17 protein-coding genes are annotated in these 24,705 nt (G+C 64.1%); 14 read left to right on the forward strand and 3 right to left on the reverse strand.

The window, feature by feature from the left end; translation table 11 throughout:
• Positions 1-75: 75 nt before the first annotated feature.
• The gene (locus F6B93_RS01010; RefSeq protein WP_211697269.1) at positions 76-546 is read left to right on the forward strand and encodes an SRPBCC family protein; all 471 of its coding nucleotides are present in this window, start codon (positions 76-78) and stop codon (positions 544-546) included.
• Here F6B93_RS01010 and F6B93_RS01015 read toward each other — a convergent pair.
• Entirely contained in the window at positions 543-1,562 is a 1,020-nt protein-coding gene (locus F6B93_RS01015; RefSeq protein ID WP_211697270.1) for an LLM class flavin-dependent oxidoreductase, read from the reverse strand. The two genes, F6B93_RS01010 and F6B93_RS01015, sit on opposite strands and share 4 nt — an antisense overlap.
• 374 nt (positions 1,563-1,936) lie before the next feature.
• Between F6B93_RS01015 and F6B93_RS01020 the strand changes: the two genes are divergently transcribed.
• From F6B93_RS01020 to F6B93_RS01030, 3 genes are all read left to right on the forward strand, one after another.
• Positions 1,937-2,569: a TetR/AcrR family transcriptional regulator gene (locus F6B93_RS01020; protein ID WP_211697271.1), complete on the forward strand. Its 633-nt coding sequence runs from the start codon at positions 1,937-1,939 to the stop codon at positions 2,567-2,569.
• 102 nt (positions 2,570-2,671) lie between these two features.
• The gene (locus F6B93_RS01025; RefSeq protein WP_211697272.1) at positions 2,672-4,471 is read left to right on the forward strand and encodes a flavin-containing monooxygenase; all 1,800 of its coding nucleotides are present in this window, start codon (positions 2,672-2,674) and stop codon (positions 4,469-4,471) included.
• On the forward strand, positions 4,468-6,078 hold the full coding sequence (locus F6B93_RS01030) for a flavin-containing monooxygenase (protein WP_211697274.1): 1,611 nt from the start codon (positions 4,468-4,470) through the stop codon (positions 6,076-6,078). Before F6B93_RS01025 ends, F6B93_RS01030 begins: the two co-directional genes overlap by 4 nt.
• Here the strand turns inward: F6B93_RS01030 and F6B93_RS01035 are convergent.
• Entirely contained in the window at positions 6,028-7,185 is a 1,158-nt protein-coding gene (locus tag F6B93_RS01035; RefSeq protein WP_211697276.1) for a Zn-dependent alcohol dehydrogenase, read from the reverse strand. The genes F6B93_RS01030 and F6B93_RS01035 overlap by 51 nt on opposite strands.
• 256 nt (positions 7,186-7,441) lie before the next feature.
• Here F6B93_RS01035 and F6B93_RS01040 point away from each other — a divergent pair, with 256 nt between their 5' ends.
• Together F6B93_RS01040 and F6B93_RS01045 are read left to right on the forward strand one after the other, a co-directional pair.
• Positions 7,442-8,305, forward strand: coding sequence for an SDR family oxidoreductase (locus F6B93_RS01040; RefSeq protein WP_211697278.1), 864 nt, complete (start codon positions 7,442-7,444; stop codon positions 8,303-8,305).
• Between the two features lie 55 nt (positions 8,306-8,360).
• Complete coding sequence (locus F6B93_RS01045; RefSeq protein WP_211697280.1) at positions 8,361-9,116, forward strand: 5'-methylthioadenosine/adenosylhomocysteine nucleosidase; 756 nt, start codon at positions 8,361-8,363, stop codon at positions 9,114-9,116.
• Here the strand turns inward: F6B93_RS01045 and F6B93_RS01050 are convergent.
• Positions 9,075-10,598, reverse strand: coding sequence for a PPE family protein (locus tag F6B93_RS01050; protein ID WP_211697282.1), 1,524 nt, complete (start codon positions 10,596-10,598; stop codon positions 9,075-9,077). The two genes, F6B93_RS01045 and F6B93_RS01050, sit on opposite strands and share 42 nt — an antisense overlap.
• Positions 10,599-10,889: 291 nt before the next feature.
• On the opposite strand from F6B93_RS01050, the gene F6B93_RS01055 reads away from it, so the two are divergent.
• The 8 genes from F6B93_RS01055 to F6B93_RS01085 all read left to right on the forward strand — a co-directional run bounded on the left by F6B93_RS01055 (position 10,890) and on the right by F6B93_RS01085 (position 24,696).
• Positions 10,890-11,648: a MerR family transcriptional regulator gene (locus tag F6B93_RS01055; protein WP_211697283.1), complete on the forward strand. Its 759-nt coding sequence runs from the start codon at positions 10,890-10,892 to the stop codon at positions 11,646-11,648.
• A gap of 133 nt (positions 11,649-11,781) precedes the next feature.
• On the forward strand, positions 11,782-11,916 hold the full coding sequence (locus F6B93_RS23355; RefSeq protein WP_281426121.1) for a hypothetical protein: 135 nt from the start codon (positions 11,782-11,784) through the stop codon (positions 11,914-11,916).
• 184 nt (positions 11,917-12,100) lie between these two features.
• Positions 12,101-13,549, forward strand: coding sequence for a PPE family protein (locus F6B93_RS01060; RefSeq protein WP_211697285.1), 1,449 nt, complete (start codon positions 12,101-12,103; stop codon positions 13,547-13,549).
• Between the two features lie 200 nt (positions 13,550-13,749).
• Entirely contained in the window at positions 13,750-14,619 is an 870-nt protein-coding gene (scoE, locus tag F6B93_RS01065) for a (3R)-3-[(carboxymethyl)amino]fatty acid oxygenase/decarboxylase (RefSeq protein WP_211697287.1), read from the forward strand.
• Positions 14,616-15,170, forward strand: a complete 555-nt coding sequence (locus F6B93_RS01070) for an FcoT family thioesterase (RefSeq protein ID WP_211697289.1) — start codon at positions 14,616-14,618, stop codon at positions 15,168-15,170. The genes scoE and F6B93_RS01070 overlap by 4 nt, the downstream gene beginning before the upstream one ends.
• 28 nt (positions 15,171-15,198) lie before the next feature.
• Positions 15,199-16,794, forward strand: a complete 1,596-nt coding sequence (fadD10, locus tag F6B93_RS01075; RefSeq protein ID WP_211697291.1) for a fatty acid--CoA ligase FadD10 — start codon at positions 15,199-15,201, stop codon at positions 16,792-16,794.
• On the forward strand, positions 16,787-17,038 hold the full coding sequence (locus F6B93_RS01080; protein ID WP_211697293.1) for an acyl carrier protein: 252 nt from the start codon (positions 16,787-16,789) through the stop codon (positions 17,036-17,038). The genes fadD10 and F6B93_RS01080 overlap by 8 nt, the downstream gene beginning before the upstream one ends.
• Positions 17,035-24,696 carry a non-ribosomal peptide synthetase gene (locus tag F6B93_RS01085; protein ID WP_211697295.1) on the forward strand — a complete coding sequence of 2,554 codons (7,662 nt, stop codon included), beginning with the start codon at positions 17,035-17,037 and terminating at the stop codon, positions 24,694-24,696. Before F6B93_RS01080 ends, F6B93_RS01085 begins: the two co-directional genes overlap by 4 nt.
• The last annotated feature ends 9 nt before the right edge of the window (positions 24,697-24,705 follow it).

The raw sequence follows: 24,705 nt of genomic DNA on the forward strand, positions 1-24,705 counted from the left end.
AGAGCCCCGATAAGGTCGACGTATCACAGCAACGCCGCGCCATACCTATCGATCAGACACTCGAAGGGGAGGATGATGACCGTCACCGTTGTCGACGCCGGCCCTTGCCGGGTTAGCCGTTCTGTCGAGGTGGCCGCGCCGGCGGCCGAGCTGTTCGGGATCGTTGCCGATCCGCGGCGTCATCGGGAACTGGACGGATCGGGCACGGTCGGTGAGAACATCAAGGCGCCGGCGACATTGGTTGCCGGCATGAAGTTTTCGACCAAGATGCGGTTGTACGGCGTGCCCTACCGCATTACCAGCACGGTGACCGCGCTCAAACCGAACGAGCTGGTCGAATGGCGTCACCCGTTCGGCCACCGCTGGCGATGGGAATTCGAATCGCTCTCACCTACGCTGACCCGCGTCACTGAGACGTTCGACTACCACGAGGCCGGCGCGATCAAGCGCAAGCTGAAGTATTACGAGCGGACGGGTTTCGCGAGGGCCAACGCGACGGGTATCGAAGCGACGTTGGCCAGGCTGCGTGATCGCTACGCCGGCTAGCGTTCAGCCCGGTCGGGATCGGCCGGTGAGATCCGGGGCAGGACTTCATCGGCCAAAAGCTGCAAGCTGGCCCATCCCTCGTCGATGGGAAGTCCCCCGATCAGCGGGTTTATCACGACTTCTTTTCTCCCGCAGCGGGTCTGGTCGACCAACTGCTCGGGTGTCAGGATCTCGACGTTGTTGAGATGTCGCAGCTCCTCGATCGATGACGCGGCGGTCTCGTTGGGTCGCGGGACGCCGGACCGCTTCCACGCGCTGTACTCGGCGGCCTCGTTCATAATGAAGGTGCCGTAGCGTGCCCAGGCCTCGTCGGGATCGTTGTGCAAGAACGTGACGGTGCTGCCGTTTTCGGGATGGTAGACAAAGCCCGTCTGGGAGCCCGGTTTGCCATGTTTGCGCAACTCTTGGTGGTACAGGGCTGCTAGCTCGGGCATGGCCATTGGCGGCGAGAACGGGAGCCCGAAGCGCGCCGCTCGCCGCGCCGCCGCGGCCGTCATCCCGCCGACGAAGACCATCGGATGCGGCCGCGTGTGTGGCTTCGGGGTGACGTCAATGAGCCGACCATGGTAGTGGAAGGGCTGGTCGCTCCAGGCCTGCAGCATCACGGAGAGGCAGTCGTCCATCAGGATGCCGCGTTTCGACCAATCCTTGCCCGCTGCGTGATACTCCTCGGGTCGGTAGCCCATACCGGCCACAAAGCTGAATCGGCCCAAAGCGAGGTTGTCCAGCACGGCGATGTCTTCGGCGAGGCGGACGGGATCGTAGAGCGGGATGATCAATGCGTTGATGCTGATTCGCACCGTGCGAGTTCGTCCGGCGATCGCCGCAGCCAGAATTAGTGGCGACGGTAGCCACCCCGTTGCAGACAAGTGGTGCTCTTCGCCGCTGACGGCAGTGAATCCGCACCGATCGGCATACTCGGCCATGTCGAGTGCGGCCTGGTAGCGCTCGGCGTGGTCGGCCGCCGGATCGGCGATATTGGTCATGTTCAGCCGCAACGCGGTAAGCAAGCTCATCGTTGACCCCTGCCGGCTGATTTCCGGGCGGGGGAACCAGGATATTTTCGGTTTTCCGGGTCAGCATCCTCGGCGCCGGTTTCGCGCAGGAACCTCTTCGGCCGTCGTGTTGCGTAGCGCGGACTTGTGTTGGCGCCAATCTGCAGCGCGGACCCGGATGGCGAGGACGATGGAGAGGACGTAGCGGTCATGCCGTGCGGCGCCTGCCGTCGGTCTGTCGGTCACTCACCGCGCACTCCCTGGCACGCCTGGACTCCTGGATCATTCGAATATATTCGACCGAATATGTTCGACTATGTCGGTAGTGTGCCCGAGGTTAGTGGGTGGGCAAGACACGCAAGTGAGGACACGACCACAGTGACAAAGCGAGCCGAATGACCCGGGCGCAACTGGGCCGCCCGGTCGGCGCCAGCGGCGTGGAGACCCGCCAGCGGATTATCGCCGCCGCGATGCGCTGTGTCAGTCAGGTGGGTTACTCACGGGCAACGATCCGCGAAATTGCCCGGACGGCGAACGTGACGAGCGCCAGTCTCTACAACTACTTTCCGAACAAGTCGGAGTTGATCAAGGCAACGATCGCGGCCAGAGCGGATATCGCGATGCCGCGGTTGCGCAAGGCTGCCGAGGGTAGCGGCGGCATCGTCGAACGGATCGAAGCGGTGCTCGACGAGTGTGGCGAATTGATCCGCGAGTACCCAGACCTGGCCTCGTTCGAGTTTGCGATCCGCGCAGAAAACGTCGTCGACCTAGACGGGCCGGAGTCAAGCCGAGAACCGGCTGCATACGGGTTTAGGGCGTTCCGCGAGATCATCGTGGGCATGGTCGACGACGCCCAGCGGCGCGGGGAGCTCACTGAACAGGCAAACCCGCAAGGTGCGATCGAGGCGATCTATGCGCTTATCTACGGCCTCACCGAGCTGGCCGCCACCGTGCCGCCGGCGGACTTCCACGCCGCGCTGCGCTGCGCCAAGGGCCTGGTCAACGGCACGCTGTTCCAGCGGTCGTAGGTCCGAGCGACCCGGTCGCCAGAGGCGGGTAACCACGACAACGGTTGATATAATCAATCGATTACTTATAAAGTCGGCCTCACGGAGACGGGAGTCGATACCTTGACCGAGACTGTTGGGTGCGCGCTCGATGTCGAAGCGTTGCGCCGGAAGTACGCCGAAGAGCGGGCAAGGCGCTTGCGGGCCGACGGCATCGCGCAGTACGTGGAGGTGGCCGGCGAGTTCGCCCGGTTCGACAAAGACCCTTGGGTGGATGGGGAGTTCACCCGCGCGCCCCGCACCGACGAGGTTGATGTGGCCATCGTCGGCGCCGGCTTCGGGGGGCTGTTGACCGGTGCGCGGCTACGGCAGCTCGGTGTCGACCGGGTGCGGTTGATCGACAGGGCGGCTGACGTGGGCGGTACCTGGTACTGGAACCGATATCCGGGAATCGCCTGCGATGTTGAGTCCTATGTCTACATGCCGCTGCTCGAGGAGCTCGGCTACGTCCCCACGGAGAAGTACGCCAAAGGCGCCGAGATCTTCGCGCACTGCAAGCGCATCGCCGAGCATTTTGACCTGTACCGCGACGCGTGCCTGCAGACCGACGTCCATGAGATCCGTTGGGACGCAGCGACGTCCCGGTGGATCATCCGGACCAACCACGGTGACCAGATGCGGGCCAAGTTTGTCTCCATGGCCAATGGATATCAGGCCAAGCCGAAGCTGCCCGGCATCCCGGGGATTGCCACCTTCCGCGGCACGACCTTTCACACCAGCCGGTGGGACTACGACTACACCGGACAGCGCCTGGAGAACCTGGCCGGCAAACGTGTGGGCATCATCGGAACGGGCGCGACGGCTGTCCAGTGTGTGCCGCACCTGGCCGCGGCCGCGCAACAGCTGTATGTTTTCCAACGCACCCCGTCGTCGGTGGATGTCAGAGCCAATGAGCCCACCGACCAGCGGTGGGCCGACGCATTACAGCCCGGCTGGCAACGCGAGCGGATACAGAACTTCCAGATCCTCACCGCCGGCGGCCAGGCGCCTGAAGACCTGGTTGCCGATGCGTGGACCAGCATTACCCGCAAGCTTCCGGTCATGCGCCATGACAGTGACGGGTCGTCGGACCCCGAGCAACGCACGCGCGAAATCGAGCTCGCGGACTTTTCCAAGATGGAAGAAATCCGAGCGCGCGTCGACCAGCTCGTCACCGATCGTGGCACCGCCGAAGCGCTCAAACCCTGGTACGGCTACTTCTGCAAGCGGCCGTGTTTTCATGACGAATATCTGCAGACGTTCAATCGGGACAACGTCACCTTGGTCGATACCGAGGGGCGTGGGGTCGAGCGCATCACGGAGTCCGGCGTGGTCGTCGACGGAGTCGCTTACCCGCTTGACTGCCTCATCTTCGCGACGGGCTTCGAGGTGGGCACCGATTACTGCCGCCGGACAGGTTTCGATCTGATCGGCCGCGACGGCGTGACGTTGACTGACTACTGGCGCCACGGCGTGCGTACTTTCCAAGGCCTGTGCGCTCACCGTTTCCCGAACTGTTTCATCGAGAGCATCGCCCAGGCTGGGCTCACGGTGAATTTCCCGTACCTGCTCGACGTGCAGGCCAGCCACGTCGCATGGGTCATCGCGTGGGCGCTCGAGCATGGGGCGACCGAGGTGGAAGCATCGTCGGATGCGGAAGCCGCCTGGGTCGACACGGTTTTGGCTCGTTCGACGGCCACCGTAGGTCGAGCCAAGACATGCACGCCGGGGTACTACAACCGGGAGGGAAAGGCGGACGTCAAGACACGCCAGGGCAGCTTCTTCTTCGGTGCGCCCACTGAGTATGCCGACATCCTGCAGGCGTGGCGGACCCAAGGGAACCTGGAAGGCTTCACGGTGCGCGGTGCCGGGGTCGATCGATGACGAGCAGGCAGGCCCGACTGCGGTATCTCGGCGGCCGGCTCAAAGCGGCGACCCGGCGCGGACGTTCACCGAAGGTCGCGATCATTGGCGCCGGTTTCGGCGGCATCGCGGCGGCGGTGGCGCTGCGCCGGGTTGGCATTGATGACGTGGTGGTCATCGACGGCGACGATGGCGTCGGCGGTACGTGGCGGCGCAACACATATCCGGGTGCTGCCTGCGATGTCCAGAGTCATTTGTACTCATTCTCGTTCGCGCCCAATAAGTCATGGAGCCGCACCTATGCGCGCCAACCGGAGATCCTGGCCTATTTGGAAAAGGTGGTCGATGACTTCGACCTACGCCGCCACCTCATGCTGGGTGCGCAGGTGCGCACCGCTCGGTGGAACCCAGACACCTGGCAGTGGGAGTGCCAGGTAGAGCATGCGGGACGCGCGGTCACCGTCACCGCCGACGTAGTGGTTTGCGCTGCGGGCTTGTTCGGCGCGGTCAAGTTTCCCGACATTGCCGGTCTGACCGAGTTCGATGGCTCACTCATGCACACCGCGCAGTGGGATCACAGCGTCGACTTAACAGGCAAGAAGGTGGCGGTGATTGGCACCGGAGCCAGCGCGGTGCAGGTCGTCCCCGAACTGGCGAAGGTTGCCCAAGAGCTGACGGTGTTCCAGCGCACACCGCCATGGATGGTCCCGAAGGACGACCGCTGCTACAGCGCAAAAGAGTTGACGCAGTTCCGGCGCAACCCGCTGGCGGTACGGCGCGCGCGATGGCAGATCTGGAAGTTCCTGCATGACAACACCGCGACCTTTGCCGATGACCCGGTGGTGGCTTCGCGCTCGCAGATCGCAACATCGTTCCTCGAGGACACCGTGGCCGACGAGCGGCTGCGCCGCGCGCTGACACCGGACTATCCGTTCCGTTGCAAGCGAGTGTTGTTGGGCGACGAGTACTACCGGGCACTACAGCACGATCACGTGGAACTCGTCGCCGACCCCATCGACACCATCACCAAGACCTCGGTCGTCACCGAGGCCGGTCGAGTCGTCGATGTCGACGCGATCGTGCTGGCCACCGGATTCGAGACGTCGCGCTACCTGTCAGGCATCGATGTCATCGGGATCGGGGGGCAGCAGCTGCACGCGCGCTGGGGTGATGACCCCAGCGCCTACTTGGGGGTGGCGGTCGGCGGTTTCCCGAATTTCTTCATGCTTTACGGTCCCAACACCAATCAGGGCGGTAACTCGATCGTGTACATCCTCGAGGCGGGTGCGCGGTTAGCGGCCAGCGCGGTGTGCCGGCTGGCGCGCCGTGGGGGTTATCTCGACGTCCGCCCGGAGGCCGAAAAGCGTTACAACGACCAGCTTTCTGCTGACCTGGAACGCACGGTCTGGACTCAGTGCGCCAGCTACTTTCGTTCGCCCACCGGCCGCATCGTTACCCAATGGCCCTATACGGCACTGGAATACGCGCGCCGCACGTGGCGGTTGCGTCCTCGGGATTGGTTGCACCGCACTGGAATAGCCCCGTCAGCAAGACTGGAGCAAGGCGGCCTGGCCCGGCTAGCGCAGACTGAAGTCGATGACGCCGCGGATCAGCTTGCCCGCAACTAGGTCGGCATAGGCATCGTTGATGTCGTCGAGCGCGTAACGTTTGGTGATCATCTCGTCCAGAAGCAGCTGACCGGACTCATACAGCGTGGCCAGTACGGGAATGTCGCTCTTGGGATTGCACGAGCCGAAGACCGTGCCGCACAACGTCTTATTCATCAGGATGAACTCTTGCAGGCCGAACGCGATAGCGCCGGCCGCAGACGCGGGCAGGCCGGTGAGCACACAGGTCCCGGCCTTGCGGGTGAGAGCCAGCCCTTCGGCGACATCGGCCGCACCGATCGTGGCCGGGGAGACGATCACCGCGTCTGCCATCACGCCGCGCGTGAGCTCACGCACCATCTCGGTGGCCTCGGCCGCGGTGGTCGCGGTGTGCGTGGCACCGAAGGTCATCGCGGATTTGCGTTTGAACTCCATCGGGTCGACAGCGACGATTCGGGCCGCACCGGCGATGCGGGCGCCTTGAATGGCAGCGCTACCGATGCCTCCTGCGCCGATAACCACCGCGGTGTCGCCGCCACGCACGTTGGCGCGCCGGGTTGCAGAACCATAGCCGGTCGGTATTGCACATGCCAACAGCGCCGCAGGTACCAGCGGGAACCGTTGGTCGACCTTGACCAGCGAGTCGGCCGCGACGACGGTGTGTTCGGCGAACGCCCCAATCTTGGAGATGTGTGCGAGGTTTCGTCCGTCGAGAGTGTGGTGGCGAAAGGTGCCGTCGGTCGGCATGCCGGGCGCCAGGGTGCCAGACCCCTTGTCGCAGAGGTATTGCATTCCCGACGCGCACCAACGGCACTGACCGCACACGGCGACGAAGGATGTCACCACGTGATCGCCGGGCGAGAAGCGGGTCACTCCCTCGCCCACCTCGACCACCACGCCGGAACCTTCGTGGCCGCCAATGGTCGGCGTCATGGCCGGCGCTCCGGCGGCCCCCGCGGTCTCGGGTTGCGGCGCGAGCATTCCTTGCCGGATGTGTTCGTCGGAGTGGCACAACCCGCAGGCGGTGAGCGCCACCAGCACCTCGCCGGCGCGCGGCGGATCGAGCTCGAATTCTTCGACCGTCCAGGGCTGGCCGTAGCCGTAGAGGATAGCCGCGCGGCTTCTCATCGACGTGGTCCTCTCTGTCGTGCCTGTCGCGTCGCTAGGTGGACTTCGGCGGCGGCCCTCGACAGACCGCAGCATTTACTATCAATCGATTGATTATATGATCTGACTATAACCCGCGTCAGGGCATCGCCGGCATATCTGGTGGCATATCTGGAGGCAGGCCTGGGCGGGACGGTATCGCGTCTGGTGCGTCGAACGGGTCTCGCCGGCCGAAGACTCGTACTGGGCATTGCCTGGAAGGAAAACGGAGAATCCTATGGGTACTTATGCGGTCACTGGATCGGCATCCGGCATGGGTCGAGAAACCGCGCAGCGCCTCAGGGCCGACGGTCACACGGTGATAGGGGTCGATATCCGCGACGCTGACATCGCCGCGGACCTATCGACACCACAAGGACGCACTGCCGCCACTGATGCGGTGCTGGCGGCCTCCGCGGGCATGCTCGACGGTGCGGTACTCGCCGCGGGACTCGGCCCCACGCCCGGACCGGATCGAGTCCGCCAGATTGCCCAGGTCAACTTCCTTGGAGTCGTCGAGCTGCTCAGCTCCTGGCGGCCCGCACTCGCGGCCGCCGAGCGCGCCAAGGTCGTCGTCGTGTCGAGCAATTCGACAACCACTGTCCCGGCGGTACCGCGGCGAACGGTGCGTGCGTTGCTGGCGCACGACGCAGACAAGGCGGCGCGTTCGGTGAAGCTCTTTGGAAAAGGGGCGCCCGCCATGATGTATGCGGCATCGAAGATCGCCGTCAGCCGCTGGGTCCGTCAGCAAGCGGTGCAGCCGCAATGGGCCAAGGCTGGTGTGCGGCTCAATGCCATCGCTCCGGGGGCCATCATGACGCCGCTGCTCCAGGAACAGCTAGAAACGCCCTCGGAGGCCAAAGCGGTGCGACGGTTCCCGATTCCTGTCGGTGAGTTCGGTGATGCTGCTCAGCTGGCTGAGTGGATCTGCTTCATGCTGTCCGATTCTGCTGACTTCCTTTGTGGTAGTGTGATTTTCGTCGATGGTGGATCAGACGCGTATTTTCGTGGCGATGACTGGCCCCGACCCGTTCCGCTGCGCCGGTTAGCGGCGTATCTCCGGCGGTTCAGAAGCGGTCCCCGGGTTGAGAATGCCAGCTGACTACGTGGTGCCAAGGGACACGATGGGAGATTGAGTTGCGGCCGAACGGAGCACGGTGACGATCGGTGTCATCTGCGCGATTCCACAAGAGTTGGCCTACCTGCGCAGCGCGCTGGTCGACGCAGAGCGTCAAGAAATTGGTCTGATCACTTTCGACTGCGGCCGACTCGAGAACCACCGGGTTGTGCTGGCAGAAGCGGGCATGGGCAAAGTCAACACCGGCCAGGTAGCCACCCTGCTCGCCGACAGATTCCATTGCCGCACTGTGGTTTTCACCGGTGTAGCCGGCGGCCTGGATCCGCGTCTGCACATCGGCGACATCGTCATCGCGGACCGGGTCGTGCAGCACGACTTTGGTTTGCTTACCGACGAGCGGTTGCAGACATATCAACCCGGACACATTCCCTTCATCAAACCGACCGACCGGCTTGGTTATCCGGTTGATTCGGAGCTCATGGATCGCGTCAAACACAGGCTCGCGGGCTTTGCCCTTCCGGAGCTATCGGCTGCCGCGGGAGCCGGCGTTCGCCGACCACGGATCAACTATGGCGCCGTTCTGACCGGCGACCAGTATGTGCACTGCGCACGCACCCGCGATCGGCTGCACGGCGACTTTGGTGGGCTCGCCATTGAAATGGAGGGTGGTGCGCTTGCTCAAGTGTGCGAATCTTTCTCCATCCCTTGGCTCGTCATCCGCGCGCTGTCCGATCTGGCCGGCGCCGACTCCGGGCTGGACTTCAATCGATTTGTCACCGAGGTCGCGGCCAGCTCAGCGCGGATCTTGATGCACCTGCTTGCGGTGCTGGACTGAACTGCCTGCCTTCTCGTCCCCGTCGGAAGCATCGATTCGCCAGGTGTCGGGCACGGCCGGGATCGTAGGTCCGTTTCCGAACGAGTCGCTCGCAAGCGTGAGCAGTCCCATCGTAGCGCCGGCATCGGGTCGCGTTGCGGTGCCGGTGAATCCGAAAGACTCGGCACCCGTGGTCGATGCGGTGACATCCGGCTGCGGTTGTGCGCTGGGCAGGTTTTCGGTGTCGTCCAGGGAAAGGAACTCGTCCCGATACCCGCGGCTCCGGGACTTCGCGCGGCGGCGTCGACGCGCTGTGTCTGTGCTGCCGCGGGAGGATGTGGCCGTCGTTGCGAGCTGCGGTGCCGGCGCGGTAGCGGTTGCCTTATTGCGGAGAACGGGGTCGGATCCCGGAGCGGGTCCCGGGCCGCCGACAAGGTAGCCGAAACCTTGTGCGCCCGCGGCCACCGGAGTCGACGTCGCGGTGAGGGGAGCGACCGTAGCTTGTGGCGGCGCAGGTGGCCCCGGTGGGGCCCCTGCGGTCGTTGCCGCGGGTGTGATGCTGGCCACGAGAACCGGTTGATCGGCAAGCGCCGCGGGCGACTCCGCCACCAAGCCAATGGGAACCTGGGCGAGGTGGGACAGTGCTGACAGCCCTAACGCGAGCGGGATCGCGCCCAGGCCAGCGTTCGGCGCCGCGATGGCGTTGTAGATCGGCGTCCCCATGAGCGCGAACGTCGCCGCGTAAGCAAACACATAGAACAACGGCAGCCATGTGGTCACCGCCGCCGACGGGTTCGTGGCGAAGTCGAATACGAGCTGCGCGACGGTCCCCACCGGATTGAACAGCAGCCCCTTGAGCGCGGCATACATCTCGCTGAAATGCTCGGACCCGGACAATAGGTCGGCGATGGGATCGTTGAAGGTCAACGCCGCCGCCGTGGCCTCACCGGCTTCCCCGACACCTGGTGTGAGAATGAGCGGCGACGGATTCGACGGCGGTACCGACGCCAGGGCGGAAGTCGAGATTACCTGGTAGATGCTCATGGTGGTGGCGGCCTGAATCCACATCCGGACGTAGTCCGCTTCGTTCACGGCGATCGGTATCGTGTTGATGCCGAAGAAGTTTGTCGCGAGCAACGCGGTGTGGATGGCATGGTTGGCCGCAAGTTCGGCAAGCGTCGGCATGGCGGCGAGCGCAGCTGAGTAGGCGGCCGCGGCCGTCTCGTGCTGTGCGGCGGCGATAGCGCCATCGGCGCTTTTCTCTGTCAGCCAGGCCAGGAAAGGTGCATGAGCGGCGGCGTACTGCGCGCCGCTGTGTCCTTCCCACACCCCGGTCTTCACCAGGACCAACAGTGTGGACATTTCCGTCGCTGTCGAGGCATATTCGGCGCTGAGCGAAGCCCAGGCCGAGGCGGCCGCCAGCAGCGACCCAGGCCCCGGACCGCTGTTCAGAAGTGTTGAGTGCACCTCGGGGGGTGCTGCCATCCACACCGGACTGATCATCGCCGCACATCCCTCACATATCTGGCACAGATGGCGCGGAAGCCACAACACCGTTGGTCATCATCAGCTGCGCGGTGAGGTAACGGCGCCCGGCTGCCTTGGAACTTTGGTTACCCTAACCTTAGTAACAGGCCATGGTCGGATGCGCAACGAACCAGTCTCAACGGTCGGTAGCGGCGGTCGAGATTCTGAGCGGATCTGGGCGTCGCTGCTTGACCTTGCCGTAGCGGCAACTTCTACCGTCGATGGTGAGGCCGGGGGGCCCGGCCTCACTGAAAGGATGGAAGCGCCATGGGGTGGTCGATCGCGGATGTCGCGCGGATGTCGGGAGTCACCGGCCGCACTCTGCGCCATTACGACGCTATCGGGCTGCTCAAGCCCGCCTATGTGGGTACCAACGGCTATCGCTACTACGAGGATGAGGATCTGCTGCGCTTGCAACAGATCCTCATCCTGCGCGAGCTCGGCTTGAGCCTGGCCGAGATCGACGACGCGGTCGAGTCCGAGCCAGAGACGTTGGCCGCCCTCAAGCGCCAGCACGTCCGCCTGCTCAGGGAGCGCAGTCGCTTGGCGCGCGTGGCCGACACCGTGGCGCGCACCATCGTCGAATTGGAAGGAAAGACGCAGGGGCCGGTCAAGATCAACCGCCCCGAGAACCTGTTCGGGGGCTTCGACCATGCACAGTTCGAGCAGGAGGCCCGCGACCGCTGGCCAGAAGAGTTCGAGCAGGCGCCAGCCTACCCCGCGACAGTGACCGACGAAGACGTCGAGCGCATTCAGCGTGAGGCGACCGCGGCCATGATCCGCATGGCCGAGTTCATGGCCGCCGGCATGCCGGTCGACGCCCCGGCGGTCCAAGCCGAGATCGACGGGCATTACCAGGGCGTGTGCCGCTTCTGGACCCCGAGTCGCAGTGCATACAAGAGTCTGGGCCAGATGTACGTCGACGACGAGCGATTCACGGCGAACTACGAGAAGATCACCGGGGGCCTGGCCGAGTATCAGCGACGCGCGATGGTCGCCTACGCCGACCGGCGCCTCGTGGAGTAATCCTCGGCCCGGAGTGTCCCGGATTGTTGATGGTGTTGATCGACGATGTCAGGCGACCTCGGATCCCGCGGTTTCCGGTTCGGCGGGCGAAGTTTCGGCAGTGATGTCGATGGTTCAGTAGGTTGCGTGGCTGTTGATAGCCATTGCGCACCACCAGCCGCCGACCTCCTTCGTCGAGCTGATCGGCGAACTATACCGTGAGCAGGGGCGTGCCTTCCCGGCCAGCGCGCTAACGCCGGTGTTGATCGACTACCTGATTCCGCAATGATCATCCTCGGGAAGGTGCGCCCAGTTGCTCGCTGAAATCGCGCCCGGTCTCCCAAGACAGGACGGGAACTTTCTGACTGCTTCGGCCGACTAACACGAGGTGAGGCGGAGCAGCGCGGGTCCGTAGGTATCGCGCAGTCAACGTCCATGCAAGGAGAGGTTGAGTCCTGACAGCCCCCATATGGATGGCGATGCCTCCCGAGGTGCACTCGGCTCTGTTGAGCGCCGGGCCGGGCCCGGGATCGTTGCTCGCTGCCGCAACGCAATGGCAACAGCTCAGCGATCACTACGGCGCGGCCGCCGCCGAGTTGACCGGTTTGCTGGCCGAGGTCCAGGCCGACAGCTGGCTGGGGTCGACTGCCACCCAGTACGTGGCCGCTCATGGCCCGTACCTGGCCTGGCTCGAGCAAACTTCGATCGACAGCGCGGTCGCCGCCACGCAGCACCTCACGACCGCTGCGGCCTACAGCTGCGCCGTCGCCGCCATGCCTACTCTCGCCGAGCTGGCCGCCAACCACGCCGTTCACGGAGTCCTGACCGCCACCAACTTCTTCGGTATCAACACCATCCCTATCGCCCTCAACGAAGCGGATTACGTCCGCATGTGGGTTCAAGCCGCCGACGTCATGGCCGGCTACCAGGCCGTGGCCGATGGCGCGATGTCAGCAATACCCCCCACTCAACCGGCGCCGCCCATCCTTGCGCCGGCTAGCGAAGCTTCCAGTAGCCTGCCGAACGTCGTGGGTTCCATCGCTCAACTCATCGGGGATGTGATGGAATTCATCGCCGACCCGTACAGGCATTTTTTGGAGTTCTTCCAGCAATTCGGATTCGGCCCCGCCGTTACGGTCGGCCTCGCCCTTATCGCTTTGCAGGTGTACGACTTCTTCTGGTACCCCTATTACGCCTCGTATGGCCTGCTGCTGCTCCCCCTTTTCACCCCCGCGTTGAGTGCGCTGAGCGCCCTTGGCTCGCTGGCCTACTTGCCGAAAGAGCCGCCGGCCGCGCCGCTCGCTGTTCCCGGCGCGTCCAACCCCGGAGGGCACGTGGGCTCAAACCTGGCTGTTGCGGCAACGCCCGCGACGCCGGGAGCCCTCGGTGGCGGCACACCAACCAGCAACGCCGCGCCGAACACTGCGACCCACGCCGTGGCTGGCGGCGCGACCACCGCATCCGCCATCAGTTACCTGGTACCCCCCTTGGTGCCGCCCTGCGTGAGCGCTGGCCCCAAGGCGGACGCCACATTGCCAGGCAGGGCCAGCGACCCCATCGCTGCCGCCGTAGCAGCACAACCGACCACGGCCTCAGTCCGCCGACGAAGACGCCGCAAGAACAGCGTCGGGACCCGCGGCTACCGGGACGAATTCCTTGACCTCGCCCCAACTATGGACGCCCCAACCATGGACGCCTCTACTATGGACGCGACCGACGATGCCGCCGTCGGTTCCGAGCCCGTCCCAGATCCAGCACATTGCCACGGCTCGGGCTCGCTCGGGTTCGCCGGCGTCGCGCCGAGGGCGACGGGCTCGGCCGCCGGAATCGTCCACATGCCCGCCGAGGGCACAACCACCACGGTCCCGCTGCTCCCGACCACCTGGCCAACCGACGCCGATGCGACACCTGCGCGCGAATAGGGGAACTTTTCGTCGCGGTGTCCGACTGCTCCTGTAGTCGCTCCGTCGTGGAGCCGAGACACCCGAAGTACGACCGAGGAGGTATCACTAGAGGGCCATCGCCGGGAGCGGCTGATGCCGCGTCCCACCCCGAGCGACCGGCATCGATCAGCCGAGAACTTGACGTAGGTAGCAGAGACTGAACGAGGAGAAGAGAGCCGATGACGCTCAACGTGAAAGGCGAGGGGCTCGGTGCACAGGTCACAGGGGTCGATCCCAAGAACCTGGATGGAATCACCACGACCGAGATCCGCGAAATCATCTACACCAACAAGCTTGTGGTACTCAAAGACGTCCACCCATCTCCGCAAGAATTTATCCAGCTCGGAAAGATAGTCGGCCAGATCGTCCCCTACTACGAATCCATGTACCACCATGAGAACCATCCGGAGATCTTCGTTTCCTCCACCGAGGAAGGTCAGGGGGTTCCGAAGACCGGCGCGTTCTGGCATATCGACTACATGTTCATGCCGGAGCCGTTTGCGTTTTCGATGGTTCTGCCCCTCGCGGTACCCGGGCATGACCGCGGGACGTACTTCATCGATCTCGCGAGAGTTTGGGAGTCGCTTCCCGCCGCCAAGCAGGATCCGGCGCGCGGGACCTTCAGCACCCATGATCCTCGACGCCACATCAAGATCCGACCGCGCGACGTGTACCGGCCCATCGGAGAGGTTTGGGACGAAATCAGCCGGACCACGCCCCCGATAAAGTGGCCAACGATCATCAAACACCCGAAGACCGGGCAAGAGATCCTCTACATCTGCGCGACGGGCACCACCAAGATCGAGGACAAGGAAGGCAATCTGGTCGATCCTGCGGTGCTGCAGGAACTCATGGGTGCCACCGGTCAGCTCGATCCCGAATACAAATCCCCGTTTATCCACACGCAGCACTACGAAGTTGGTGACATCATTTTGTGGGACAACCGGGTCCTAATGCACCGAGCGAAGCATGGCACCGCGGCGGGCACTCTGACGACCCACCGTTTGACCATGCTGGATGGCCTCCAGACACCGGGATATGCGGTATGAGCCAGACCGATGTGACCCCCTCGGCGCTGTGTGCGGCCGAAGCCCCCGACACGGTTCCGATCGCGGAGGACCTCCTCAGTCGAGTGCTTGAGCCCTACTCCTACAAGGGATGTCGCTACCTCACCGACGCAACGTACCGGGCCGCCGCTGATTCCGTGCTGGCATATGGAAACTTCAGCATCACGGAGTCCGTCTATATTCGAAGCACCGGGCACTTCAATGCGGTCGAGTTGATCCTGTGTTTCAACCAACTCGCATACAGCGCTTTCGCTCCAGCCATCCTCAACGGGGAGGTTGCTGCACTCCGGGGCTGGTCGATCGAGGACTATTACCAGCACCAGCTGTCGAGCATGTTCATCAAGTCGGCGTCATCGCGCTTTAGAAGGCCGCTGAATCCTCAGGGGTTCTCCGCCCGCTTGCTGTGTCATGATCTGCAGGTCGTCGAGAGAACATGGCGCTATCTCAAGGTCCCGTGCGTCATCGAGTTCTGGGACGACAACGGCGGCGCAGCGTCCGGTGAGGTCGAGCTCGCAGCCCTTAACATCCCGTAAACCGCCAGAAGGAAACCTTTCCACAGTTATGTCACACCTACCGCCTACCGTGCTCGACCGGGTTCTCGAGCAGGCGCGCCAGCGGCCTGCGGCAATCGCGCTGCGTCGCTGCGACGGCACCGGCGCCGTGCGCTATGGCGACCTCGTCACCGAAGTGGATCGGCTCGCCGCGACGCTTCGCGCACAGTCGGTTTCCCGTGGCGCGCGGGTACTCGTCATTTCGGACAACGGACCCGAAACGTATCTGTCAGTGCTGGTCTGCGCGCGGCTCGGGTCGATCGCTGTCATGGCGGACGGCAACCTTCCGTCCGCTACGATTGAGCGTTTCGTTCAGATCACCGATCCGGCAGCGATTCTCATCGCACCCCGAAGTGGGGTCAAACCCTCTTCACTGCCGGTGTCGATGAGCTCTATCCCGGCCGTCGTTGTTGACCTGGATTCTCCTACCAGGGATTCCGTAGATTCGGTCGACATCGACCCGGCATCGAACGCGAACCGGGGCGCGGATGATCCACTGGCGATGATCTTCACCAGCGGAACCACGGGGGAACCGAAGGCCGTACTGCTGGCCAATCGCACCTTCCTCGCCGTCCCAGATATCTTGCGGGACCAGGGGTTGAACTGGGTCACGTGGGTCGATGGAGAAACCACCTATTCCCCGCTACCGGCCACGCATATCGGCGGATTGTGGTGGATCCTCACCTGTTTGATGCGCGGTGGGCAGTGCATTACCGGCGGCGAGAACACGCCTTCCCTCACCGAGATTCTCCATACCAACGAGGTCGCGACGACGTGCCTCGTTCCCACTCTTCTTTCAAAACTGGTTTCCGAGCTAAAGTCATCAAACCAGACCATTGGGTCGCTGCGACTGGTTGGGTACGGCGGATCGCGGGCCATTGCCGCCGATGTGCGATTCATCGAAGCGACCGGCGCTCGCACCGCGCAGGTTTACGGTTTGAGCGAGACCGGTTGCACCGCTTTGTGTTTACCGACCGATGATGGCTCGATCGCCAAGATCGAGGCGGGTGCTGTTGGACGTCCCTACCCCGGCGTGGAGGTCTATCTCGAGGACACGGACGGCGGCGGACCCACCCAACCAGATGCCGGCGCTTCCGCCTCCTTCGGGACACTGTGGATCAAGTCACCGGCAAACATGTTGGGCTATTGGAACAATCCAGCGCGCACCCAAGAGGTTCTGATCGACGGGTGGGTGAACACCGGGGACCTACTAGAGCGTCACGAAGACGGCTTCTTCTACATCAAAGGAAGGTCCTCGGAGATGATCATCTCCGGTGGCGTGAACATAGCGCCCGACGAGGTCGATCGCATTGCCGAAGACGTCCCGGGCGTGCGTGAGGCCGCGTGCTACGAAATTCCCGATGCCGACTTCGGAGCGTTGGTGGGTCTGGCCGTTGTCTCGTCGGCAGACCTCGACGACTCAGAGGCCCGCGAGCTCAAGCGCACGATTGCGGCTCGTTTTCGGCGTGAGTCGGAGTCGGTGGCGCGACCATCGACCATCATGTTGGTCGCTGACATTCCACGAACGCAATCCGGCAAAGTTATGCGGACATCATTGGCAGCAGCGCTCATTAGCGGCAAAACCGGAGCGGTCGTCAGTGACTGAGTCGGCACGCGAACGGATCTTCGCTGCCGTCTGTGATGTCCTGTACATCGAAGACGCGGATCTCGTTGACGGCGACGACACCGATCTCAGAGACCTTGGACTGGATTCTGTTCGGTTCGTTCTCGTGATGAAGCACCTCGGTGTCGACCGAGAATCCGAACTGCCATCCCGACTGGCCGAGAACCTCTCGATCGCTGGCTGGGTGCGTGAGTTAGAAGAATCCGCGGTGGAAAGATCCGCGTGACCGCACCGGATTACTCTGCTGTAGAACGAGTTCCGCTAAGCAGATCGCAGCAGAACCTCTACAACGGAGTCCTTCAGGACGACCACCCCGCGTTGTACCTGATCGGCAAGAGCTACCGGTTCCACCCGGTCGAGCTGACCGAATTCCTGACCGCCGTGGAAGCGACAATTCTCAACAACCCCGTGCAATTGTGCGTTCTGGTGGCATCTTCGGCCGGAGGGGACTATCCGGACCTGGTACCGCGGCTGCAGGTCGGCGATATCGTGCGGGTAAGGACAGCCGACGAGTTTCCGACGGACCAGACCCGCCGCGGCGGCGGCGAGCTCCAACGCACGTGGTCGGCCGGCATCCTTGCCAAGCCACTGATCCGCTACACCGTGCGGACCGACGCCAGCCGGCAGGTGGTGGGCCTTGACGTCCATACCCACCACATCCTGCTTGATGGCGGTGCGACAGGGATGATCGAAGCCGATCTGGCACGGTATCTCGCAGCCGACAGCCCAGCCGAGAGCCCCAGCGTCAGTGCGGGTCTGTTCACGCTGGCGCAAGCACACCGCCGCGAACTGGCCAAGGTAGCTGAATCCCTTGAGCGCCTCACCGACGTTGTGCAGCGTGAACTCGCCCACGAGGAGTCCGAGGCTCGTCACGGCACCCATGGTCAGTTCGCCGAAACTCCCGGGAACGCGGCCAGGGGAGTTCTGTGCGAATCAATCGCGATCTCCGGCGAGGTCTATGACTGGATCCAAGACCTTGCGGAAACACGGCAGGTCCCGCTCAACGTGCTGGTGGCAGTGGCCGCAGTTGCGGTGGACGCGAGCATCCGGCAAAGCACCGAGAGCATGCTCGTGCACGCCGTCGACAACCGATTCGGAGACCCGGAGCTCAACGTCGCTACGTGTCTGGTGAATTCAGTTGCGCACTCGGTCCGATTTCCCCCCTTCGCCTCGGTGCGCGACGTCGTCCGGATGCTCGACCGCGCCTATGTCAAAGCCGTAAGGCGTCGCTGGATTCGCGAAGAACACTACCGCCGAATGTATTTCGCGATCAATCGAACATCTCACGTGGAGGCGTTGACGCTCAACTACATCCGCGAGCCATGTGCGCCGGGACTCCGCCCTTTCTTGTCGCACGCACCGGTTGCGACGGACGTCGGCCCGGTTGAGGGTATGACCGTGGCCACCGTGCTGGATGAGGACCAGCGCACCCTGAACCTAGCCATCTGGAACCGCGCGGATGCGCCGGACACGAGGACACGGCCGAGGGTAGCGGAACGGATTGCTGCGGCTTTGGAAAACATGACGGCGATGTGGGATCAGCCACTCGCGATGATCGTCGACGAATGGTTCGGCATCGACTCGGACGGAGCGCGGTGTCTCGGAGAGGAAGCGGCCCATACAAACCCGCTAGCGCCCGCGTGGTTTCTGGACTCCGGCGGCGGCGTCCAGAAGTTTCTGGCACGACGGCACAACGTCTATCGGTGGGTCGCGTGGTTGGCGGAGTACGGCGCCGCACCCGGTGACGTCCTGGTGTTCACCGACGACAACACTGATCGGACCGTCGACCTTCTGATCGCGTGCCACCTCGCGGGCTGCGGCTACAGTGTCTGCGACGCTGCCGAGGAAGTTGCGTTGCGAATCAACGCAATTGAGACAGCGGGTGACAGCGGGCGAGCGCACGCGGTCGACGTCGCCACAGCCCAGCTCGCCATGGCGCCCGATGACGAGATCAGCAAGCAGGTCGATCGGCGGCTCGCAGAGGTAGCACACGACGGCCGACTCGCGACGAAGACCGCGTACATCATGCCGACCTCGGGGACGACCGGCCGGCCCAAGCTGGTCCGAATTACCCATGGGTCGCTCGCCGTTTTCTGTGAGGCGATCCCGCACGCCTATGGCTGGGGAACAGCCGACACGGTCCTCCAATGCGCACCACTGACGTCGGACATCAGTGTCGAGGAGATCTTTGGTGCGGCGATCTGCGGATCCGAGCTGGTCCGATCACCGGCTCTCAAGACAGGCGATCTGGATAAGCTCGTACAAGACTTCCGCACGCAGCAGTCCACGATTGCCGACCTACCGACCGCCGTGTGGCATCTGTTGTGCGAGGACGGCGAGGCACGTGACCTGATCAGCCGTTCGCGCCTGCGCCAGATCGTGATCGGCGGGGAGGCCATCCGCTCCGGCGCCGTGGACAAGTGGACCGATTCAGCTCCTTTGCAAAGGATCTCGCTTGTCTCCACCTATGGTCCGACCGAGGCGACAGTTGTCGCCACCCAGGTCCCGATTGTCGGCGACCGGGAGATCGTTGCGCGCGGTGCTCGGCTCAGACTCGGTCGGCCGATGGTGCCGAATACGGTGTTCATCGCCTTCGGCGAGGTCGTCATCGTCGGGGATTTGGTTGCCGCCGGCTACCTCGGGATCGACGGCGATGGTTTCGGCGCCATCATCATGCCTGACGGTTCCCACCGACGCGCGTTTGCCACTGCGGATCGGGTGACGGTTGACGCCGAAGGCTTTCCGGTCTTCTCCGGACGCAAGGACGCCATCGTCAAAGTGTCGGGCAAGCGGGTCGATATCGCCGACCTGACCACGCGAATCTGTGAGGACCCAGCGATATCCGACGTCCACGTCGAGCTGTACGAGTTTGGTCTCGGACGAAGTCTAGGCGTGTGGTTCGAGACGCAACGTGCCCGCGCCGACACCGCGGATGCGGCAGTGGAAGCCCGCGTGCGGAGCGTTCTCGCGGGCCAAGGGGTGTCCTCGTTCTTTGTTGTCGGAGTGCCGCTCATTCCACGCAAGCCCAGCGGGAAGGTCGACAGCGACAAGCTGCGGACGATGCCACAGTATGAGCAGGCCGCGCGAAACCAGGGCGAGCCCGGCGAGGCAGCGACCGGATTGGCGGCGCTGTGGAGTCGGCTCCTCAGCAGGCCGGTGCACGCGGACTCATCGCTGCTGGATGAGGGGATCGGGTCGTTGGATCTCATCAGAATCCTGCCGGAAACGCGCAAGTATCTGGGGTGGCGCGCGTCGCTTCTGGATCTCATCAGCGCCGATACCGCTGCAGCTCTGACCGATTGCGCACCGGCACCCGATGCGCCGATGGTTGCCCACGGACTGAGGCCCTTGGTAGCCGGTGAACGACCGGCGGTGATCCCGTTGTCGTTTGCGCAGAGTCGGTTGTGGTTGCTTGACCAAATGCAGGGGCCCTCTGCGGTCTACAACATGGCGGTGGCGTTGCAGTTGCGTGGGCGCCTTGATACCAAGGCCCTGGTTGCCGCGCTCGCCGACGTGGTGGACCGGCATGAAAGCTTGCGGACGGTGTTCTCGACAGTAGCGGGGACACCGCAGCAAGTGGTTATCCCAGCACAGCACGCACAGCTTGACACGGAAACCATCGATGCGACCCAATGGCCGGCCGGCCGGTTGGCCAAGGCCGTCGCCGACGCAGCACGGTACCAATTCAACCTGGAATCTGAGATACCCTTGCGGACTTGGATTTTCAGGGTCTCCTCGGGCGAACACGTACTCGTGGCGGTGGCACACCACATAGCTGCCGACGGTTGGTCGGTGGCTCCGCTCACAGCTGACCTCAGTACCGCCTATGTCGGCCGGTGCGCGGGGCGCGCACCGGAATGGCCGCGATTGCCGGTGCAATACCCCGATTACACGCTATGGCAACGAGAAAACCTCGGTGATCTCGACGACAGCCGCAGCCCGATCGCCTTGCAGCTGGCCTATTGGGAAGACGCATTGGCCGGCATGCCGGAACGGTTGCAGCTGCCTACCGACCGGCCCTATCCACCGTATGCCGATCACCGCGGCGCCACCGTGGCGGTCGACTGGCCAGCATCGCTGCAGCATCGGGTGCGTCGCGTGGCCCGCGAGCACAATGCGACCAGCTTCATGGTGGTCCAGGCCGCCCTTGCGGTGTTGCTGTCGAAGGTCAGCGGCAACCCCGATGTGGCGGTCGGATTCCCGATCGCTGGTCGCACCGATCCGGCGCTGGACAAGCTGGTCGGCTTTTTCGTCAATACGCTAGTCCTGCGGGTCGAGGTGGCCGGCAATCCCAGTTTCGCTGAGCTGTTGGCTCAGGTGCGAGCACGCAGCTTGGCCGCCTACGAAAATCAAGACGTGCCCTTCGAAGTGCTTGTTGATCGGCTCAGACCCAATAGATCCCTGACCCATCACCCGCTGATCCAAGTGATGTTGGCCTGGCAGAACACCGCTGCGGCCGAGCTGGATTTGGGTGATCTGACAGCCACGCCGGTACCTATTGACACCGGAACCGCCCGAATGGATGTCGTGGTGTCGTTGGCGGAGCGCTTCACCGACGTTGGCGAGCCCGCCGGGATTGGCGGGGCGGTGGAATTCCGCACCGATGTGTTCGACGCGGCCACGATCGAGCAACTGGTCGTGCGATTGCACCGAGTGCTTGCGGCGGCAGCGGCTGACCCCCGACGATCGGTGTCGTCGATCGATGTGCTGGATTCCGGTGAGCATGCTCGGTTGGATGAATGGGGCCATCGAGCGGTTGTGAGTTCGCCTGCGGCAGCATCGATGTCGAGGCCGGCGTCGATCCCGATGGCCTTCGCTGCTCAGGTGGCGCGTGCCCCCGAGGCGGTGGCGCTGTGCTATGCGGACGCGTCGCTGACGTATCGGGAGCTCGATGAGGCGTCGAACCGATTGGCTCATCGGTTGACCGGTTACGGGGCGGGGCCGGGTGGGTGCGTGGCCCTGCTGTCGGAGCGGTGCGCGGAGGCGGTCGTGGCGATGCTGGCGGTGCTCAAGACCGGGGCAGCGTATTTGCCGATCGATCCGGCGCAGCCCGCGTCGCGGGTGGGGTTCATGCTTGATGACGCAGCGCCGGTGGCCGTTGTCACCACTGCCGGGCTGCGCTCGCGGCTCGAAGGACACGAGGTGGCGATCGTCGACGTCGAGGATCCCGCCCTGTCGGCGCATCCGGTTACGGCTTTACCCATGCCGGTTGCCGAGCTTATTGCCTACATCATCTACACATCGGGTACCACCGGCGAGCCCAAAGGCGTCGCGATCGCCCACCACAATGTCACCGCGCTGTTCGCCGGCCTGGATACTCGCTTGGCGGCGGCGCAGGTGTGGTCGCAATGTCATTCCTATGCCTTCGATGCGTCGGTGTGGGAGATCTGGGGTGCGCTGTTGGGTGGCGGGCGACTGGTTATCGTGCCGGAGGCGGTGACGACTTCGCCGAACGATCTGCATTCCCTGCTTCGCGCTGAAGAGGTCAGCGTGCTGACCCAGACCCCGGCCGCGGTGGCGATGTTGCCGACACACGGTTTGGAGGCAGTGGCGCTGGTGGTGGCCGGTGAAGAGTGTCCGGCCTCCGTTGTGGATCAGTGGGCACCCGGCCGGGAGATGCGGAATGCGTACGGCCCCACCGAAACCACGATCTGTGCCGCGATGAGCACCTCGCTGACGCCGGGTTCGGGGGCGCCGCCCATCGGTCTACCTGTATCGGGGGCGGCGCTGTTTGTGCTGGATAGGTGGTTGCATCCGGTACCGGCCGGGGTCGTTGGGGAGTTGTATGTAGCGGGTGCCGGAGTCGGTGTCGGGTATTGGCGTCGAGCGGACTTGACGGCGTCGCGGTTCGTCGCATGCCCGTTCGCCGGCGCAGTGCCAGGGACGCGTATGTATCGCACCGGGGACCTGGTGTTTTGGGGTGCGGATGGGCAACTGCGGTATGTGGGGCGGGTTGATGAGCAAGTCAAGATCCGCGGCTACCGCATCGAGCTGAGCGAGGTCCAGACCGCATTGACAGGCTTGGCGGGGGTCGCGCAAGCGGTAGTGATTGCTCGGGAGGATCACCGAGCTGACAGGCGGTTGGTTGGCTACATCACCGAGTCGGCCCCCGGGTCGGCGGACGCCGCCGCTCTGCGGGCGGAGTTGGCCGAACGACTACCCGCGTACATGGTGCCGGCCGCGGTGGTCGTGATCGCGGCGTTTCCCTTGACGGTCAACGGCAAACTCGATGCCGATGCGCTGCCGGCACCGGACTACGGCGACCCATCTGGCTATCGCGCTCCAGCTGGACCAATCGAAGAAATCGTGGCCGGCATCTATGCGGAGGTACTCGGGCTCGAGCGTGTCGGAGTCGACGACTCGTTCTTCCAGCTCGGCGGAGATTCGCTGGCCGCGATGCGACTGATCGCCGCGATCAACGCCACGCTGAACACTGCGCTGCCTGTGCGCGCGTTGGCGCAGGCACCATCGACGAGAAGCTTGAGTCTGCTGTTGGGGCCCGATGCCCCCATGACGTGCGACCCGGCGGCCATGGTGTCCGTACATGGCAGCGACCCCGCCGAGGTGCACGCCAACGACCTCACCTTGGACAAATTCATCGACGCCGCAACACTGGCCAGTGCCCCCGCACTGCCGTGCCCGAGCGCCGAGCCACGGACTATCCTGCTGACCGGGGCGACCGGCTTTCTTGGGCGGCATCTGGTCCTTGAACTGCTAGAGCAGCTAGAACGGGTCGGCGGCAGGCTGATCTGCGTGGTGCGAGCCGAGTCCGACGAGCACGCGCGGCGCCGGCTGGAACTGACTTTCGATACCGGCGACCCGGAACTGCTGCGACACTTCGACGAACTGGCCGCCGAACGGCTCACGGTCATGGCCGGTGACAAGGGCGAACCCAATTTGGGCCTGGGCCAGCCGAACTGGCAGCTGCTCGCCGATACCGTCGATCTGATCATCGATGCTGCGGCAGCGATCAACGCGTCGTCCTACAGCGAGTTGTTCGTGCCCAACGTTGTGGGCACCGCCGAGCTGATCCGGCTCGCACTGACCACCCGGCTCAAACCGGTCAGCTACGTGTCGAGCGCCGATGTCGGCGCTCCGATCGCGCCGGCGGCGTTTACCGAAGACGCCGACATCCGGGTCATCAGTCCCAGCCGCAGAATCGAGCAGGGCTGGGCCGACGGCTACGGCAACACGAAGTGGGCCAGCGAAGTGCTGTTGCGCGAGGCCAACGACCTGTGCGAGTTGCCGGTCGCGGTGTTTCGCTGCGGGATGATCTTGGCCGACACCACCTATGCCGGACAGCTCAACATGTCGGATTGGGTCACCCGGATGGTGTTGAGCCTGGTGGCTACCGGAATCGCGCCCGGCTCGTTCTACCAACCCCCGGATGATCCTGCCGATGGACCCCGGCAACGCGCGCACTTCGACGGGCTCCCGGTCACCTTCGTCGCCGATGCGATCACGGCGCTCGGTACGCAGGTGGTCGATTCATCGACGGCGGGGTTTGCGACCTATCACGTGATGAACCCACATGACGACGGTATCGGGCTCGACGAGTACGTCGACTGGCTGATCGAGGCCGGTCACCCCATTCGGCGCGTCGACGACTTTGGGGAGTGGCTGCGGCGCTTCGAGGCCGGCCTACGCTGCCTGCCCGAGAGAGTGCGCCGGCACTCGGTGCTGCCGATGTTGCTGGCCCGCAATTCTGCGCCTCTGCAACCGCTGACACCGACCCGGGGTCCCTCGGCGCCCAACGACCGATTCCGCGCCGCGGTGCACGCGGCGAAAATCGGTCCCGACAAAGACAATCCAGACATCCCGCACGTGTCGGCGCCGATGATCACCAAGTACGTCACCGACCTTCAACTGCGCGGATATTTGTAGTTCCGAGGG

Source organism: Mycobacterium spongiae (genome assembly GCF_018278905.1).
Classification (GTDB): Bacteria; Actinomycetota; Actinomycetes; order Mycobacteriales; family Mycobacteriaceae; genus Mycobacterium; species Mycobacterium spongiae.